The organism is Cryobacterium sp. PH31-O1 (genome assembly GCF_030063455.1).
GTDB lineage: Bacteria > Actinomycetota > Actinomycetes > Actinomycetales > Microbacteriaceae > Cryobacterium.
Genome location: NZ_JASITB010000002.1, coordinates 1 through 14,996, shown reverse-complemented (window position 1 = coordinate 14,996; position 14,996 = coordinate 1). Strand labels below are relative to the sequence as shown.

At 65.3% G+C, this 14,996-nt stretch carries 12 protein-coding genes; 7 read left to right on the top strand and 5 right to left on the bottom strand.

The features are described 5' to 3' along the window. The first annotated feature begins 206 nt into the window (after positions 1 to 206). From QMK31_RS04845 to QMK31_RS04830, 4 genes are all read left to right on the top strand, one after another. Positions 207 to 635 (top strand): DUF7715 family protein, encoded by a 429-nt coding sequence (locus tag QMK31_RS04845; RefSeq protein ID WP_283499836.1) that lies wholly within the window; start codon positions 207 to 209, stop codon positions 633 to 635. A gap of 159 nt (positions 636 to 794) precedes the next feature. Next, entirely contained in the window at positions 795 to 2,177 is a 1,383-nt protein-coding gene (locus QMK31_RS04840) for a glycosyltransferase 87 family protein (RefSeq protein WP_283499835.1), read from the top strand. 132 nt (positions 2,178 to 2,309) lie between these two features. Further along, positions 2,310 to 3,353, top strand: a complete 1,044-nt coding sequence (locus tag QMK31_RS04835; protein WP_283499834.1) for a glycerophosphodiester phosphodiesterase family protein — start codon at positions 2,310 to 2,312, stop codon at positions 3,351 to 3,353. Continuing rightward, positions 3,350 to 5,986, top strand: coding sequence for a glycosyltransferase (locus tag QMK31_RS04830; RefSeq protein WP_283499833.1), 2,637 nt, complete (start codon positions 3,350 to 3,352; stop codon positions 5,984 to 5,986). The genes QMK31_RS04835 and QMK31_RS04830 overlap by 4 nt, the downstream gene beginning before the upstream one ends. A 181-nt stretch (positions 5,987 to 6,167) precedes the next feature. On the opposite strand, the gene QMK31_RS04825 is transcribed toward QMK31_RS04830, so the two are convergent. The 3 genes from QMK31_RS04825 to QMK31_RS04815 form a co-directional block, all read right to left on the bottom strand. Continuing rightward, positions 6,168 to 7,520 (bottom strand): ABC transporter substrate-binding protein, encoded by a 1,353-nt coding sequence (locus tag QMK31_RS04825; RefSeq protein ID WP_283499832.1) that lies wholly within the window; start codon positions 7,518 to 7,520, stop codon positions 6,168 to 6,170. 83 nt (positions 7,521 to 7,603) lie between these two features. Next, positions 7,604 to 8,455 carry a carbohydrate ABC transporter permease gene (locus QMK31_RS04820; protein ID WP_283499831.1) on the bottom strand — a complete coding sequence of 284 codons (852 nt, stop codon included), beginning with the start codon at positions 8,453 to 8,455 and terminating at the stop codon, positions 7,604 to 7,606. Beyond that, positions 8,455 to 9,438: a carbohydrate ABC transporter permease gene (locus QMK31_RS04815; RefSeq protein ID WP_283499830.1), complete on the bottom strand. Its 984-nt coding sequence runs from the start codon at positions 9,436 to 9,438 to the stop codon at positions 8,455 to 8,457. The genes QMK31_RS04820 and QMK31_RS04815 overlap by 1 nt, the downstream gene beginning before the upstream one ends. A gap of 197 nt (positions 9,439 to 9,635) precedes the next feature. Here QMK31_RS04815 and QMK31_RS04810 point away from each other — a divergent pair, with 197 nt between their 5' ends. Continuing rightward, the gene (locus QMK31_RS04810; protein ID WP_283499829.1) at positions 9,636 to 10,667 is read left to right on the top strand and encodes a glycerophosphodiester phosphodiesterase family protein; all 1,032 of its coding nucleotides are present in this window, start codon (positions 9,636 to 9,638) and stop codon (positions 10,665 to 10,667) included. A gap of 269 nt (positions 10,668 to 10,936) precedes the next feature. Here the strand turns inward: QMK31_RS04810 and QMK31_RS04805 are convergent, their stop codons facing one another. Together QMK31_RS04805 and QMK31_RS04800 are read right to left on the bottom strand one after the other, a co-directional pair. Continuing rightward, positions 10,937 to 11,617, bottom strand: a complete 681-nt coding sequence (locus QMK31_RS04805; RefSeq protein WP_283499828.1) for a hypothetical protein — start codon at positions 11,615 to 11,617, stop codon at positions 10,937 to 10,939. Positions 11,618 to 11,937: 320 nt separating this feature from the next. Further along, positions 11,938 to 12,384, bottom strand: coding sequence for a metallopeptidase family protein (locus tag QMK31_RS04800; RefSeq protein ID WP_283499827.1), 447 nt, complete (start codon positions 12,382 to 12,384; stop codon positions 11,938 to 11,940). 43 nt (positions 12,385 to 12,427) lie between these two features. Here QMK31_RS04800 and QMK31_RS04795 point away from each other — a divergent pair, with 43 nt between their 5' ends. Together QMK31_RS04795 and ahcY are read left to right on the top strand one after the other, a co-directional pair. Next, positions 12,428 to 12,652, top strand: coding sequence for a DUF3499 family protein (locus QMK31_RS04795; RefSeq protein WP_283499826.1), 225 nt, complete (start codon positions 12,428 to 12,430; stop codon positions 12,650 to 12,652). 130 nt (positions 12,653 to 12,782) lie between these two features. Beyond that, positions 12,783 to 14,270, top strand: a complete 1,488-nt coding sequence (ahcY, locus tag QMK31_RS04790; RefSeq protein ID WP_283499825.1) for an adenosylhomocysteinase — start codon at positions 12,783 to 12,785, stop codon at positions 14,268 to 14,270. Positions 14,271 to 14,996 lie beyond the last annotated feature (726 nt).

Sequence of the window (14,996 nt, the reverse complement as noted above, 5' to 3'; positions counted from 1 at the left end):
CCATCTGAACGCCCGCCGTGACCCCGCTGAATCCTTACGATGTGCACACGGCCCGCCTCGTTTTCGCAGAAGATTTCGGGGCCGCGCCTTCTTCGTCGGGCTGTCGTCACCTGGTCGTGACCGGAGCCACAGGAATGTCGGTGGGTGCCGCTAGCGTGATGGGTATCTACTCACTGAGACTCGTGCCGAGACCAAGGAGAAGAACGATGAAGGTTTTGGTCGCGACGGAGATAATCCAGAGCAAACAGAGTAAAGCGGCACGACGGGCCAGCGAGGGCGAGTCCCACCCGTGCATCGCGGGCGAACTGGTGTGGATGATCGATCCCTGCCCAGCCAGCCAACGCAACCCCAACGGGGCGTGCGATTGTGGGCGCACATTCACCGGAATGAGTTCAGACGGCCGCACACCGACGGCGATCGTGACTGACATCGTGGGAATGTCAAGAGACGACTACATCGACGCCATGCGTGCAAGTTTTGACGCGAACGGCTGGTGCCCCTGTTGCATCTCACGGCCCCTCGAAACGGTGATCGACGAGTTGATCGGCTTCGGCGACTGCATACCCACTGGCACACTCGTGGGCCGCTGCCTCGATTCGCTGATACTGCTTACCGAACCGAGAGGGTGGGTCTGAGTTGCTTGAGTTGCTTGAGCTGTCGAGGCGCATGGTCATGGTCTGCTCTCCCGCCCGGGGGCCACCGCCAGTAACCCGGGAGTCTTACGGTCTGCAGGTTTCTCAAGCCGCAGGTGCAGAAAGGGGCGCTGCTGGGCACAAGTAGGTGAGGATGGACTGGTGCGACTCATTCTTATCTCGGGACTTCTCGTACTCAGCGCTGCCCTCACCGCGTTCAGCGTCACCGCCCTCGACCTGTTCAAACCCGACCGCGACCAGGTGCAGCTCGTGCTGGTCACGAGCGCCCTCTGGGCGCTCTTCGGCCTCGCGTACTGGTTGCTGCGCCGTGTCAACGCAAAAGCCGTCGTCGCGCTGATCCTCGCCGGCTCCGCCCTGATCGGCGGCGCGGCCATGGTCGGCCCGCCCAACACCAGCACCGACTCCGCCCGCTACGCCTGGGACGGCATCGTGCAAACCAATGGCATCAGTCCTTACTCCTTCACCCCCGCGGATGCCCGCCTCGATTCTCTGAGACCCGACTGGCTCTTTCCCGCCCCGCAGACCAACGCTGCGGGCAAGGAGATCTGCGTCGGCGAGCGCATCGCCCGCGCCCACACCACTGACGGCGACCTGCTCTGTTCGGCGCTCAACCGCACAGCCGTGCCCACGATCTACCCGCCGGCCAGCGAGATCTTCTTCGCCGGCGTGCGATTTCTCACCGGACCCGGGCCTGAATACTGGCCGTTACAGCTCGCCGGACTCCTGCTCAGCCTCGGTACGACCGCCATGCTTCTGATCGGTATGCGGCGCCGCGGCCTCGACCCGCGCAATGCGGCGCTCTGGGCGTGGTGCCCGCTCGTGGCGACCGAGGCGATCACCAATTCGCACGTGGACATGCTCGGTGTCATCTTCGTCGTAGCGGCCGTGTTCCTGGTCTCGAGCAAGAAAGTCTGGCGCGGCGGCATCATGCTCGGAATCGCGATCGGCACCAAGCTCATCCCGGTGCTGGCCGCGCCCGCCCTACTCAAGCGGGGCGGGTGGCGCATGGTGGCGGCATCCGTTCTGAGTTTCGCCCTGCTCTACGTGCCCTATGTGCTCGCCACCGGCATCGAGGTGCTCGGCTACCTGCCCGGTTACCTCAGCGAGGAGGGCTACCAGGACGGCAGCCGGTTCGCGTTGGTGTCCCTGGTCGCGCCGGGGGCCTCCGCTGTGATCGTCGCCGGTCTCATCCTGGCCGTGGTGGCCGTGCTGGTGATTCTCACAACCGACCAGAACCGGCCGTGGGTCGGCCAGCTCGTCATGATCGGAGCGACCCTGCTCGTGCTCAGCCCCCGCTACCCGTGGTACGCGCTGCTGTTGCTGCCGTTCGTGGCGCTCAGCGGCCGCTGGGAATGGCTGCTCGTGCCGATGGCGCTTACCCTGCGGTTACTCGTGCCGAGCGTGCCGCTCACCCAGGCGTCGATCTCCATCGCGGTCGTGGTCATCGTCGCCGTCTCCCTGCACCGCGCCGGACCCGGCGGCCTCAAGCGGATGCTGCACCCCCTGCGTTCCCGGCCCGCCTGAGTTGGTCGCGCCCTGTGTTAACACAGAGTTCATGCACCTGACGGCTGCGCACCGGATGCCGGCTACCTCCCCTTCTTAACGTGGGCAGATGCGCGCCTTTCGGCGTGCTGCGAACCACGAAAGAGTGCCACCATGCGCAAGATTCTGATCATCGCGGCGGCCGCCGCCCTCAGCACGGTGCTCGCCGGCGGCGCGGCGGCGGCCGTGCAGGGGGAGTCTGCGCTCGCCGAACCGGCTCAGGCTGCCGTGCCCCTCGACGAGGCCGTCGCGTTCGACCTGCAATCCCACCGCGGCGGCCGCGGCGAACACACGGAGGAGAGCCTGGCCGCCTTCGCCGCCTCGCTTGAACTCGGCGTCAGCACCCTCGAACTCGACACCCACCTCACCCGCGATGCCGCGGTCGTGGTCTGGCACGATGATGTGCTCACCGAGAGCAAATGCCGCGACACGGCTGCCGCCTTCCGCAACGACCCGGCGTTCCCCTACGCCGGCAGCCGGGTGCGTGAACTGACCCTCGCCCAGATTCAGACGCTCGATTGCGGCTACCAGCAGCTGCCCGGCTATCCAGAGCAACAGAACGTGCCCGGCAATACCATCGTCGAACTCGCCGACGTATTCGCTCTGGTCGAGGCTCACCGCGCGGACACGGTGCAGCTCAACATCGAAACCAAGATCGAGACCCCGAGCGATCACGACGAAATGGCCGCGCTCACCCGAGCCGTCGTATCAGAAATCGGGGCGTCGGCCAGCGCCGATTGGGTCACGGTGCAGAGCTTCGACTGGGCCTCGCTCAATCTGGTGCGGCAGATCGCGCCCGATCTGCGACTCGTTGCCCTCGCCCAGGACGACGATTGGCTCGAAGTGGGCCAGCCCGGCGCGAGCGTGCACCTCGGCGGCATCGACATCGACGACTACGACGGGTCGGTCGCTCGCGCTGCCGCCTCAGCCGGCTACGACGCGCTCTCGCCGGTCTTCGAGACCGTCACGCCCGAGCTGATCGCTGAAGCGCACGCGGCCGGGCTCCCCGTGATCCCGTGGACGGTGAGTGAGACCGCGCTCATGCACACCCTCATCGACCTGGGTGTCGACGGCATCATCACCGACTACCCCACCCGGTTGCGCGCCGTGCTCGCCGAGCGCGGGCTGAGCCAGCCGACCGCATACCCGGCGCCGTGACCGTGCGCACCGACCCGCCGGTCCAGCTGCCCGGCCGCCCAAACGCCACAGAACCCGCCGTCACCCGCACAGTGCTCGCCCGGCTCGTCGCAGTCTTGTGCCGCGCGGGGGCGGGCGCGGGCCGCCGCCGTGCGTGGCTGGCCGGTCGCATCCGTCGGGCCTGTAACTACGAAGTGCACGCCTACTGGCGCACCCGGGCGATCAATCCGAACGCCGTGCTGTACGAAGCGTTCAACGGATCCGGACTGCTCTGCAACCCCGAAGCCTTGTTTCGGCAGCTGCGCGAGACGCCCGACCAGGCTCGGTTGAAGCACATCTGGGCGCTGAAGAATCCGCGCGCCGCCCGCCACGAATTTCGCGGCGACCGCTCGGTTCGTTTCGTGAAGAGCGGATCGCCTGCCTACTACCGGGCGCTCGCCACGAGCCGGTACCTGATCAGCAACGCCACCTTTCCGCCGCAATTCTCCAAGCGTCCCGCACAGATCTACCTCAATACCTGGCACGGCACCCCGCTCAAACACATGGGTTACGACATGGTCGACGGAGCGTACGGCACCGCCAATATCGTGCGCAATTTCGTGAGCGCCGACTACCTGCTCGCCGCCAACCCATTCATGGCACGCCAAATGTATGAGCGCGCCTACAAGCTCGACGGCATTTTTCGGGGACGGATGCTTCTGGCCGGCTACCCCCGGATCGATCGGCAGACCCTGAGCCCGGAGCAGTCGCGCGCCGCCCGTACTCGGCTCGCCGGGTTGGATCTCGGCGACCGAGAGATCGTTCTCTACGCTCCCACATGGAAGGGTGCCTCGTTTGCCCACCCCGACGACGACCTCGACGCGCTGCTCGACCGGGTGCAGCAGATCGAAAAAGGCATCGATACCAGTCGCTATGTCGTGCTGCTGAAAACCCATCAGGCTGTGCACGCGCTCGCTTCCGGCCGCGCCGACCTCGCGCGGGTGCTCGTACCGAACATTCTCCCGACCAACGTCGTGCTCGGGCTCACGAGCATTCTGGTCACCGACTACTCAAGCATCTTTTTCGACTTTCTCGCCACCGGCCGTCCGATTGTGTTCTTCACCCCCGACCTCGCCGACTTCGAGCAGGCCCGCGGGCTATACCTGGCGCCGACCGAGCTGCCCGGCCCGGTTTGTCGCACCACCACGGCGGTCGCCGCGGTCATCGGCCAGGTGGCCGACCACGGACGGCTGCCGGACTTCACCGAGCGCTATCGGGCGGCCCAACACGACTACGTCGGCCAGGATGACGGTGCCGCGAGTGCCCGCGTGATCGACATCGTCTTTCGCGGCGCCGACCCGGCTCTGGCCCTGCACGAGTCGCCCGGGCCCGCGCGCACTTCCGTGCTGGTCTACCTCGGCGGTATGAAACCCAACGGCATCACCTCCGCCGCAATCAACCTGCTCGGCACCGTCGACCATGACCGGTTCGACGTCTCGGTTGCGTTCGCGAAGAGCAATGCGCCGGCCCGCCGCGCCAACCAGCGGCTGATCGACCCGCGCGTTCGCCAGTTCGCTCGGATTGGCGGCATGAACGGCGGGTTCCGGCAGCGCCTCACCCGCCGGCGCCGGAGCGCCCCCGCCACCGCTTTCACCGCCGAATTCACCCGCTGCTTCGGCGACAGCCGCTTCGACCACGTCGTGGACTTCAGCGGCTACGGCCCGTTCTGGGCCGAACTGCTGCTGCACTCGCCGCCGGCCGTGCGCTCGATCTGGCTGCACAACGACCTCGCAGCCGACGCCCACCGCAGTGTCGGGGGAGCCAAACGGATGCTGCGCGGCCTCACCGAAACCTTTGCCCGCTATGAGCGGTACGACAGCCTGGTCTCGGTGTCGCCAGCCCTCGCCGAAATTAACGCCGAGGCCCTCGCCGTCTACGCGCCGCGCTCGAAGTTCACCGTCGCGCACAACACCGTCGACGTGCAGCGCATCCTGCGCGGCGCGGCCGCCGCAGATCCCGTCGCTGCCCCCACCGTGCAACCGGTCGCTGCCCTCCGTGCCGACCAGCGGAATTCCGCCGATGTCACCACCTTCGTCACCATCGGACGCCTCTCGCCCGAAAAGAATCAGGCCCGACTGATTCGATCCTTCGCGCTCGTGCACTCCCGGCATCCGCTGACCCGGCTTGTCATCGTCGGCGGCGGGCCGCTCAAAGCCGAGCTCACCGGTCTGATTCACGACCTGAACCTGAGCACTGCGGTCACCCTGACCGGGGCGCTCAGCAACCCGTTCCCGGTGTTGGCCGCCGCCGACTGCTTCGTGTTGTCGAGCGACTACGAGGGCGCACCGATGGTGCTCCTGGAGGCGCTGGTACTGGGGCGTGCGGTCGTGACGGTGGCTTTCGCATCCGTTCACGATGCGCTGCCGGATGCCGCCGGTCTCGTCGTTCCGCAGACCGATGCCGGTCTCGCGGCCGGCCTCACCGCCTTTCTGCGTGGCGAGGTCGTGGCCAGCGCGTTCGACCACGAGGCCTACGCCCGTCGGGCGGTCGCCGAGTTCTATCGGGCCATTGGAGTTGTCGAGGCCGATAATCTCGAGGCCAGCAATCTTGATGCCAGCGATCTCGATGCCGAACTCGCCCAACTCGCACCGGTCGAGCGTCTCTCCCAGCGCTAAGCGAGCGCCAAGGACGGGGAGTCTGAGTCCCCGTTCGCCGACCCGTGAGTTCGGGCCCCAAATTGCGTGAAAATGCCGCGAAACTCACGGCTCACATCCACGCCCCAGCTCCGCAAACATCCCCGCCCACACAAGAACGGGCCCGCCATCCCGGCGAGCCCGTTCCAGATCAACCCAGAAGCTACAGGTACGGGCTCACGTTCTGGTCGAACGAGGTCGCGATCGCCGTGCTGGCAACCGCGAAGGCCTCGGCCGGGTCGGTCTGCTGCAGCATGATCTTCTCTAGCGCGGTCGTGAGCTCCTTGTCCGCGTTTGGCACGAAGACGCGGCCCCAATCCTGTGAACGCGTGGTCTCGAGCTGGTCGACCGCCGTTCGAAACTGCGGGAACTCGGCGTAGACCCTGGTCATGGTGTCGCCGTCGCGGGCCGAGGTGCGTACCGGCATGTAGCCGGTGTTCGAGGAGAAATAGGCGGTGTTCTCCGAGTTGGTCAGAAACTTCAGGAACATACCCGCGGCCAGCTGCTGCTCCGGGGCACGGTCGGCTGCGATGGCCACTCCCGTTCCGCCGGTCGGGCACGCTTGGCCCTCCGGCCCTTCCGGCAGAAAACCGGTACCAACCTCGAAGGTTGCGGCCTTGAGAATGCCGGTGAGTGACCCGGTCGAACCCATGATGCAGCCGGTCAGGCCGGCGCCGAAGTCAGCGACCTGGTCGACGGCAGCCACAGTGGCGACCTTCGTCTCGTAGATCAGGGACTGCAGGTAATCCGCGGCGGCGATCGCTTCGGGGGTGTCGAGGGTCATCGTCCACTCGTCGGAGTACGCGCCGCCCTGGCCCCACAGCATGTTGCAGAACCACCAGGCCGCCCAGGATGCGCCCTTGCCCAGCCCGAGCGGGGTCACGCCGCCATCGGCCGCAATCTTCGGAGCCCACTCGTCGAACTCGGCCCAGGACTTCGGCGCGCGGTCCGGTAGCCCGGCCTTGGCCCAGACGGCCTTGTTGTAATAAAACAGAGGGGTCGACCGGGCGTAGGGAATGGCCCAGTGGTTGCCGGTGAAGGTGTAGTCGTCGTACAGGGTCTTGTTGAAGTCGTCGGTGTCGAACTCGAGGTGCTTGGCGAGGTCGTCCAGCGGAAGCACCTGGCCGTTGATCATGTAGCGAAACCACCACACATCGCTCGCCAGCACGAGGTCCGGCACGCTGTTGGTGCCAGACGCCGCCTGGAACTTCTGCGCGATCTCGTCATAGTTGGCGCCGGCCGTGACCAGGGTCACGGTGATCTCTGGGTTCTCGGCCTGAAAACGCTTGATTATCTCTTCCTCGATCAGCTTCGAAGTGCCCGGGTGGTTGCTCCACCAGGTGATCTCCTTCGCCGGCACGATCCCGGTCCAGTCGGTCACCGCGACCTCAGCGGCGCCGGCGCCGGCTCCGAGGGAGGGCCCGCTGCACGCGGCGAGGGTGGCGGTGGCACCGAACACCGCGGCGAGCTTTAGAATTTGTCGGCGGTTGATGGTGAAGGTGGGTGAGGCGGTCATAGATCTCTCCTTGAAGGGGCTACACACGATGAGCAGAAAAGAATTGGGGCGGCATCCGCTTGACTGCTACGGATGCACGAGCGTCAGCCGGTGACGCCACCGGCGGTCAGCCCGGCAATGATGCGTTTCTGCAGCACGAAGAAGGCGAGGAGCACGGGCACGGTGACCAGCACGGTGCCGGCCATGAGCACGCCCCAGTTGGTGACGCCGTCATTGTTCTGCAGCAGCATGAGCCCCACGGGCAGCGTCATCATGTCGGAACGGTCGACGACGAGCAACGGCCAAAGATACTCGTTCCACTCGGACACGATCGAGACCAGGGCGACGGCGGCGATGGTCGGCGCTGAGATCGGCACGATGAAACGCCACAGACGGGTCCAGTGGCTGGCACCGTCCAACGCGGCGGCTTCGAGGATGGAGATCGGCAGGGTGAGAAAGTGCTGGCGAAAAAGAAAGGTGCCAAACGCGCTGGCCAGGCCCGGAACGATGATGCCCTGGTAGGTGTTGATCCAGCCGAGCGATGCCACGAGGGTGAAGTTGGGAATCATCACGATCTGCTGCGGCACGAGCAGGGCGAAGATCACCAAACCGAAGACGAACTTCTTGAACGGAAACTCCAGAAACACGACCGCGTAGGCGGTGGTCAGGCCGAGCAGTAGCTTGAGTCCGGCGCCGATCACGGTGATGATGGTGCTGTTGAGAAAAAAGCTGCCGAACGGCACGGCGGCTAGCGCGGCGGCGTAGTTTGACAGGTCGTAGGTCTCGGGGAACCACTGAATCGGTACCGTGTAGATCTCGTCGCGTTCCTTAAACCCAGCCAAAAACATCCACAGCAGCGGCAGAATCATGATGGCGATGGCCACCGCCAGTCCGAGGTAGCCGCCGAGCTGCAGCGGCTTGCGGCGACGCGTGGCTGTCGTGATCTGCTGGGCCATCAGTAGTGCACTCGTTTCTCGACGTACTTCATTTGAATCAGCGTGACCACGAGCAGCACGGCGAACAGAATGGTCGCAACAGCGGAGGAATACCCGGCCCGACCGGCTTGAAAGCCTTCCTCGTAGATCTGGTACATCATCGTGGTGGTGCCCTCGAGCGGCCCGCCGCGGGTCATGGCCTGAATGATGTCGAATGACTGCAGGGAGCTGAGCAGCGTCGTGATCGACAGAAAGAAGGTCGTCGGGCCGAGCAGCGGCAGCACGATATTGCGAAACGCGCGCACCGGGGAGGCGCCGTCGAGCGATGCGGCTTCGAGCACGTCTCGTGGCACCGACTGCAGCGCGGCCAGGTAGATAAGGGCGACGTAACCCACGTTCTTCCACAGGTAGACAATGATGACCATGACCAAAGCCCAGTGCGGATCGTTGTACCACGGCGGCGAGGCCACGCCGATCGCGTCGAGCAGCGCCGCGGTGATGCCGAAGTTCGGGTCAAACACGAACAGCCAGAGCAGGCCGACCGCAACACCCGAGAGCACGTAGGGCGCCACGACGATGGTGCGCGCTGCGCCGCGACCGTGCAGTTTGCGGTTGAGAAGCACCGCGAACAGCAGGCCGATGACCATACCGCCGCCGACGGTCGCGACCGTGAAAATCAGGGTGACCGTGACGACGCGCGCCGTGCCCGGGTCGGTGAACCAGGCGACGTAGTTGCCGAGACCCACCGGAATCGCCGAGGCTGACCCGAGATTCCACTGCAGCGTCGAATAGTACAGCGACTGCAGCAACGGCTTGTAGGTGAAGACGATCAGCAGGGCCACGTTCGGGCCGGCGAACAGCAGAAAAAGCAGCCACGACTTCCATGGCTTCTTCTTCTTGCGCGCGTTGAACGTACGAGGCGGCGCGGGTGTCGCGACGCTCGTCGGGGCCGCGACCGCCACCGCTGAATCGGTGTCGCGCTGCAGGTCCTCGATGGTGGGCATCCGCGCAAATCTTCCTGAAAGTGTTGTCGGCCAAGCGGCAGACTCTGTCAGGTTAGGCAGCGCGCTGGTCGCTGTTCGGCCAATTTGCGCGTATATGCCCAGTTGTCGCGAGGCGTTCGCCTGCATCGCGCCGAAACTTCAGCGGGTGTTCACTCGACCGGGCCGTCGGCGTCATGCGGCGCCGTTACGGTGTGCAGATGCCCCCACTCCTTATCGGTCATCGCGGAGCCAGCGGCTACCGCCCCGAACACACCGCGTCAGCTTATGAGCTCGCGTTCGAGCTCGGCGCCGACGCCGTCGAACCCGATATCGTCGCCACCCGCGACGGCATTCTGGTGCTGCGCCACGAGAACGACATCTCCGCCACAACGGATGTTGCCTCCCGCGCCGAGTTCGCCGGCCGCCGCACCACTAAGGAGTTTCTCGGCCACACCGTCACCGGCTGGTTCACCGAGGACTTCACCTGGGCGGAACTGTCAACGCTGCGCGCCCGGGAGCGCCTCGCCCACTTGCGACCAAAAAGCGCCCGGCACGACGGCCAGTACCCGATTCTGCGACTGAGCGACCTGTTCGACCTGGTCGACGCGGCGTCGAACACCTTTCGTCGCACCCTCGGCATGGTCGCCGAAATCAAGAGCGCCGCCTATTTCGCCTCGATCGGCCTGCCGCTCGACGAGTTGTTCGCCGCTGAGGTGCAAGCGGCCGGTTGGAACGGCAGCGACGGGCGCCTCATCATCGAAAGTTTCGAACCGACCGTGCTCGATCAGATTCGTGCGCGCGGCATTATCGCCCGAAACGTGTTCCTGATCGCTCCGGCCGGCCAGCCGATCGATAAAGTCGTCGAAGTCGGTGCCGCCGCGCCCTATTACGCCGACCACCTGACCGAACCCGGCCTCGCCGCCCTCGGCGACAGTGGCACGGTGGTCGGCATCAGCGTTGACAAGTCGGCGATCATCGAAGTGGATACCGACGGCGAGCTCGTGACGTCGACCCTCGTCGCCGACGCCCACGCGGTCGGGCTGCAGATTTTCTGCTGGACCCTACGGCCCGAGAACGCGTTCCTCACGGCACCGTGCCGACGGGGAGATTTAGCCGCGAACTTCGGACACTGGCGGGGCGAGTTCGCCGCCGTCATGGGGAGCGGCGTCGACGGGGTCTTCGTCGACCATCCCGACCTCGCTGTTACCGTGCGCGACGACCTGCGCAGCCGGGTGGCGGCATCCGTTTGACGCTTTGAGCGGATGCTCGCGGCCCAATCCCGGCGCTCTATCCCGTCGCTCTGTCCCGGCGCTCTATCCCGTCGCGATACTCGCCAGAGTTCGCGGCACTCCTAACAACGAACGCGGCGTCGCCAACGTGTGCCGTGTCGCCAACGAACGCGGCGTCGCCAACGAGTGCCACGAGCCGCGAGCGGTCTACGGGCACGCAAAAATCGGGGCCCGCCGTGTGGCGAGCCCCGATTCGTGCTGTGAAGCTGACTCTGTGAAGAGCCGACTGACTACTTGGTCGCGGCGGTGATGGTCGCGATGCCGACGAGCAGCTGGTCAGCGACGGCGTCGGTGTTGAACGTGGAGTTCAGCAGGCCGGCGGCGACGGAGGAGATGTGAACCGTGGTGCCGGTGAGGATGGCGTTGTCGCCCTCCATCTTGAGCGGCTCAAGGGTTCCGCCGTAGAGGTTGAACAGCAGGGCCTGGGTTGCGGCGGACTCACCGTTGACCGAAACGTCACCGAAAAGCTCCGAGGTACCCGGGTCGATGGTGAAGTTGGTCAGCTCAACGACGGTGTCGCCGGCGGTCAGCGAGAAGCCGGATCCCTCGTGCTCAATGGAACCCTGAACGAAGGGGCGGTAGCTTTCTGCCGGGTCGTAGTAGTCCACGTTTCCGCCGGTGATCGGAAAGTGCAGGCTGCCCTCTTCGAGGGTGGCCGTTCCGACGGTACCGGCGGCGAGGCCAAGGCTTGTGAGGGCTGCAGCGAAGTCTGCGTCGAGGAGCACGGCCGTGTCGACACCCGACAGGCTGGGGATCGAGGCGAGGGGCGTCGGGTCGGCGGAGGCCGAGCTCGACGAGCTGGCGGCTGGTGCCGGGGTCGAGGTCGTGGCGGCTGTGGAGCATCCGGCGAGGCCGGCGATGAGAATTCCAGCGGAGGCGAAACCGATGGTGGCCTTGGTGAATGTGCGCATGGGATGAATCCTTTTCTGTAGATCGAGCAGGTGGTGTTGGGGTCTGCATGGTGTTCGGCTCCACCCCCGAAATGGTTTGGAATTGCCCCATTCCGTTACCGATCCGTTACTCAATTCAGCAAACGTCCAGACAAGTGGGCGCGTCAAACGACCCGTCCAACAGGCTCCGATCCCAGTCACAGCAAGGAATTAGTCGGCATTAAGAAGCGGATGCCCGACTCGCCGGCCTTCTGCTCGCGGCTGGAGTTGAGCGAGTTGGCACTAGTTTGATCACCTGCCACGAGCCTGAACGAGTACCGCGGCGCCCGCGCGGCGCGCGCTTAGAAGTGGCGGAAGCGATCCGGCGCGAGATCCCAGGGATCTTTGCCGAGCAATTCGGCGACGCCGCGAAACACGCAGGTCTCGATCATCATGCGCTGGTGCATCTCATCGTTTTCGTGCAGGCGCGACAGGCGCTGGATCGGCAGGCGGTAGAACACCACGCGGTTCGTCTCCGGCGTCACCATCCAGCGTTCCACCCCGACCCCCGGAATCACCGAGGTCGGCCCTGAGGCCACTTCAAACACCGACTTGCCCAGTTCTTCCGGCCAGACGCCGCGCAGGTATTCGATCGTCGAGGCGATCGTCATATCGAACAGGTCGATCCGGGTTCGCAACGGCGGCAGAAACGGGCCGGTCGCCGAGCTGCGGATGCCGCGGCCGTGCCGATCGCGCCCGCGGCCGCGCACGGTCGGTTCGGGCGCTGCGGAACGACGGGATCGGGACATGCTGCCATCCTACGGTGGGCCGGCAGCCGGTATCCTTGAGGCAATGACATTCCGACCGTGCTCTCGTGTTGCCTGCCTCGAACCCTCGGTGGCCACGCTCACCTTCGACTATGGGGAATCGTTGGCCGTGCTCGGTCCGCTCTCCGGCCGTAAAGAACCGCACAGCTTTGACCTGTGTTCGCGGCACGCGGAGCGCACGAGCGCTCCCCAGGGCTGGCAGCTGATGCGCCACCGCCTCATCGCCGACGACCCGGGCGCCGCCAACTAACCCGCGCTACCCCGCGATGGCGCGCGCCGCAGCGACCGCGCGGAGCCGGCCGGGGCATCCGCTCTGGTGAACGTGCCGCCTGGGCGAAACAATGTCGAGGTCGTTCAGACAGAAATGGCAAGATAGCACCATGACTGTCGCCGCACCCACCGCGCTCCCCACCTTTACCTACAAGATCGCCGATCTCTCGCTCGCCGAAGCCGGCCGCCACCAGCTGCGCCTGGCCGAGAACGAGATGCCAGGGTTGATGGCCCTACGCACCGAATTCGGTGAGTCGAAGCCGCTCGCCGGCGCCCGCATCGCCGGATCGCTGCACATGACAGTGCAGACCGCCGTGCTGATCGAGACCCTCGTGGACCTCGGCGCCCAGGTGCGCTGGGCCAGTTGCAACATCTTTTCCACGCAGGACGACGCGGCCGCCGCGATCGCGGTCGGTCCCACTGGCACAGCGGACGCCCCCGCCGGCGTTCCCGTGTTCGCCTGGAAGGGCGAGACCCTCGAAGACTATTGGTGGTGCACCACGCAGATCTTCGACTGGAGCGCCGAGGCCGCTGCCGCCGGAGCCACCTGGACCGGCCCCAACATGATCCTCGACGATGGCGGCGACGCCACGATGCTCGTGCACAAGGGCCGCGAGTTCGAAATGGCCGGCGCCGTACCAGCGGATGCTGCCGGTGACAGCCACGAATACGGCGTCATTCTCGCCGCCCTCCGTCGCTCGCTGGCCGAGTCGACCGACCGCTGGACCCTGGTCGCGGCCGACCTTATGGGCGTCACGGAGGAGACCACCACGGGAGTGCACCGGCTCTACGAGCTCGCTGCGAGTAAGCAACTGCTCTTCCCGGCGATCAACGTCAACGACTCGGTCACCAAGAGCAAGTTCGACAACAAGTACGGCATTCGCCACTCGCTGCCTGACGGACTCAACCGGGCGACGGACGTGTTGATCGGCGGCAAGGTCGTCTTCGTCGCCGGCTACGGCGATGTCGGCAAGGGTGCCGCGGAAGCGATGCGCGGCCAGGGCGCTCGCGTGATCGTCAGTGAGGTCGACCCGATCAACGCGTTGCAGGCCGCGATGGACGGATTCCAAGTCGCCCGCCTCGATTCCGTCGTCGAACAGGTCGACATCTTCGTCAGCGGCACCGGTAACTTCAACGTCATCGGTGTCGACCACATGCTGCGCATGAAACACCTCGCCATCGTCGCCAACGTCGGTCACTTCGACAACGAGATCGACATGGCCGCGCTCGAGTCCCTCGCGGGCGCCGTCAAGGTGCAGATCAAGCCGCAGGTCGACGAGTGGCGTCTGCCGAGCGGACGCAGTGTGCTCGTGCTGTCGGAGGGACGCCTGATGAACCTCGGCAATGCCACCGGGCACCCCTCGTTCGTGATGAGTAACTCCTTCACTAACCAGGTGCTCGCGCAGATCGAGCTGTATGTCTCGCCCGAGAAGTATCCGATCGGCGTATACGTGTTGCCGAAGCTGCTCGACGAGAAGGTGGCGCGCTTGCACCTCGACGCCCTCGGAGTAGAACTGACCGTCCTGACCCCCGAGCAGTCCGCGTACCTTGGTATTCCCGCCGAGGGCCCCTACAAGGTAGAGCACTACCGCTACTAGCCCCTGCCCGTATTGCGGACGGGGCCCAGGCCCCGTCCGCGGGCCCAGTTTATAGGCTGGGCCCATGTTCATAAGGTGGGCCCGGTGGTCGGGCTGGGCGCAGTTAAGCGGATTCCGCCTCGTCCGTTTTCCTCCCCGGTGTGTTGCACGCTTTATGGGACGGGGCCCGGGCCCCGTCCGTGGGCCCAGTTTATAGACTGGGCCGGTGTTCATAAGGTGGGCCCGGTGGGGAGCGAGTGCACGCCGGTGCGACACGCCCGGGTGGGGGGCGTTTTGACGGGTGGGTGTGGTGGCCGTAATGTATCTATACGTACCCCAAAGGTGCGGAAAGCCGCAGTGCTTTTCGGCCTCACGTGGGACCGTCTTCTAGCCACATTGATGCTGGGTGCTTGTTTCAAGTGCTGGTGTGTTGGGCTAGGATAGTAAGTCTCCCATCGAGTGTGTGTCACTGGTTGAGTCGTGTTTTTCCGAGTGTTTCGGTGTGCTTTGGCATGCCGGAAACTGCCCGGTTGGGCGGATTTGACAGCGACTGGCTGGGTGGGTAAGTTAGACAAGTTGCCCCGGAGCGACAGCCTAGTATAGGGCCTGAAGCCGGGTGTGTCCGATCCTTGAGAACTCAACAGCGTGCACAATGTCAAATGCCAAAAACCTCGTGGTTGTGGCTCGTTTCTAGCGGGTTGCAGTTTATGAGATTCCTTTGGAAATAATATTGAAAAAGTCCTGGTC

Bases quoted from the DNA above. Each gene is read 5' to 3' on its own strand.
- QMK31_RS04845 (WP_283499836.1), top strand. From the start codon at position 207: ATGAAGGTTTTGGTCGCGACGGAGATAATCCAGAGCAAACAGAGTAAA.
- QMK31_RS04835 (WP_283499834.1), top strand. From the start codon at position 2,310: ATGCGCAAGATTCTGATCATCGCGGCGGCCGCCGCCCTCAGCACGGTG.
- QMK31_RS04825 (WP_283499832.1), bottom strand. From the start codon at position 7,520: ATGACCGCCTCACCCACCTTCACCATCAACCGCCGACAAATTCTAAAG.
- QMK31_RS04820 (WP_283499831.1), bottom strand. From the start codon at position 8,455: ATGGCCCAGCAGATCACGACAGCCACGCGTCGCCGCAAGCCGCTGCAG.
- QMK31_RS04815 (WP_283499830.1), bottom strand. From the start codon at position 9,438: ATGCCCACCATCGAGGACCTGCAGCGCGACACCGATTCAGCGGTGGCG.
- QMK31_RS04810 (WP_283499829.1), top strand. From the start codon at position 9,636: ATGCCCCCACTCCTTATCGGTCATCGCGGAGCCAGCGGCTACCGCCCC.
- QMK31_RS04805 (WP_283499828.1), bottom strand. From the start codon at position 11,617: ATGCGCACATTCACCAAGGCCACCATCGGTTTCGCCTCCGCTGGAATT.
- QMK31_RS04800 (WP_283499827.1), bottom strand. From the start codon at position 12,384: ATGTCCCGATCCCGTCGTTCCGCAGCGCCCGAACCGACCGTGCGCGGC.
- QMK31_RS04795 (WP_283499826.1), top strand. From the start codon at position 12,428: ATGACATTCCGACCGTGCTCTCGTGTTGCCTGCCTCGAACCCTCGGTG.
- ahcY (WP_283499825.1), top strand. From the start codon at position 12,783: ATGACTGTCGCCGCACCCACCGCGCTCCCCACCTTTACCTACAAGATC.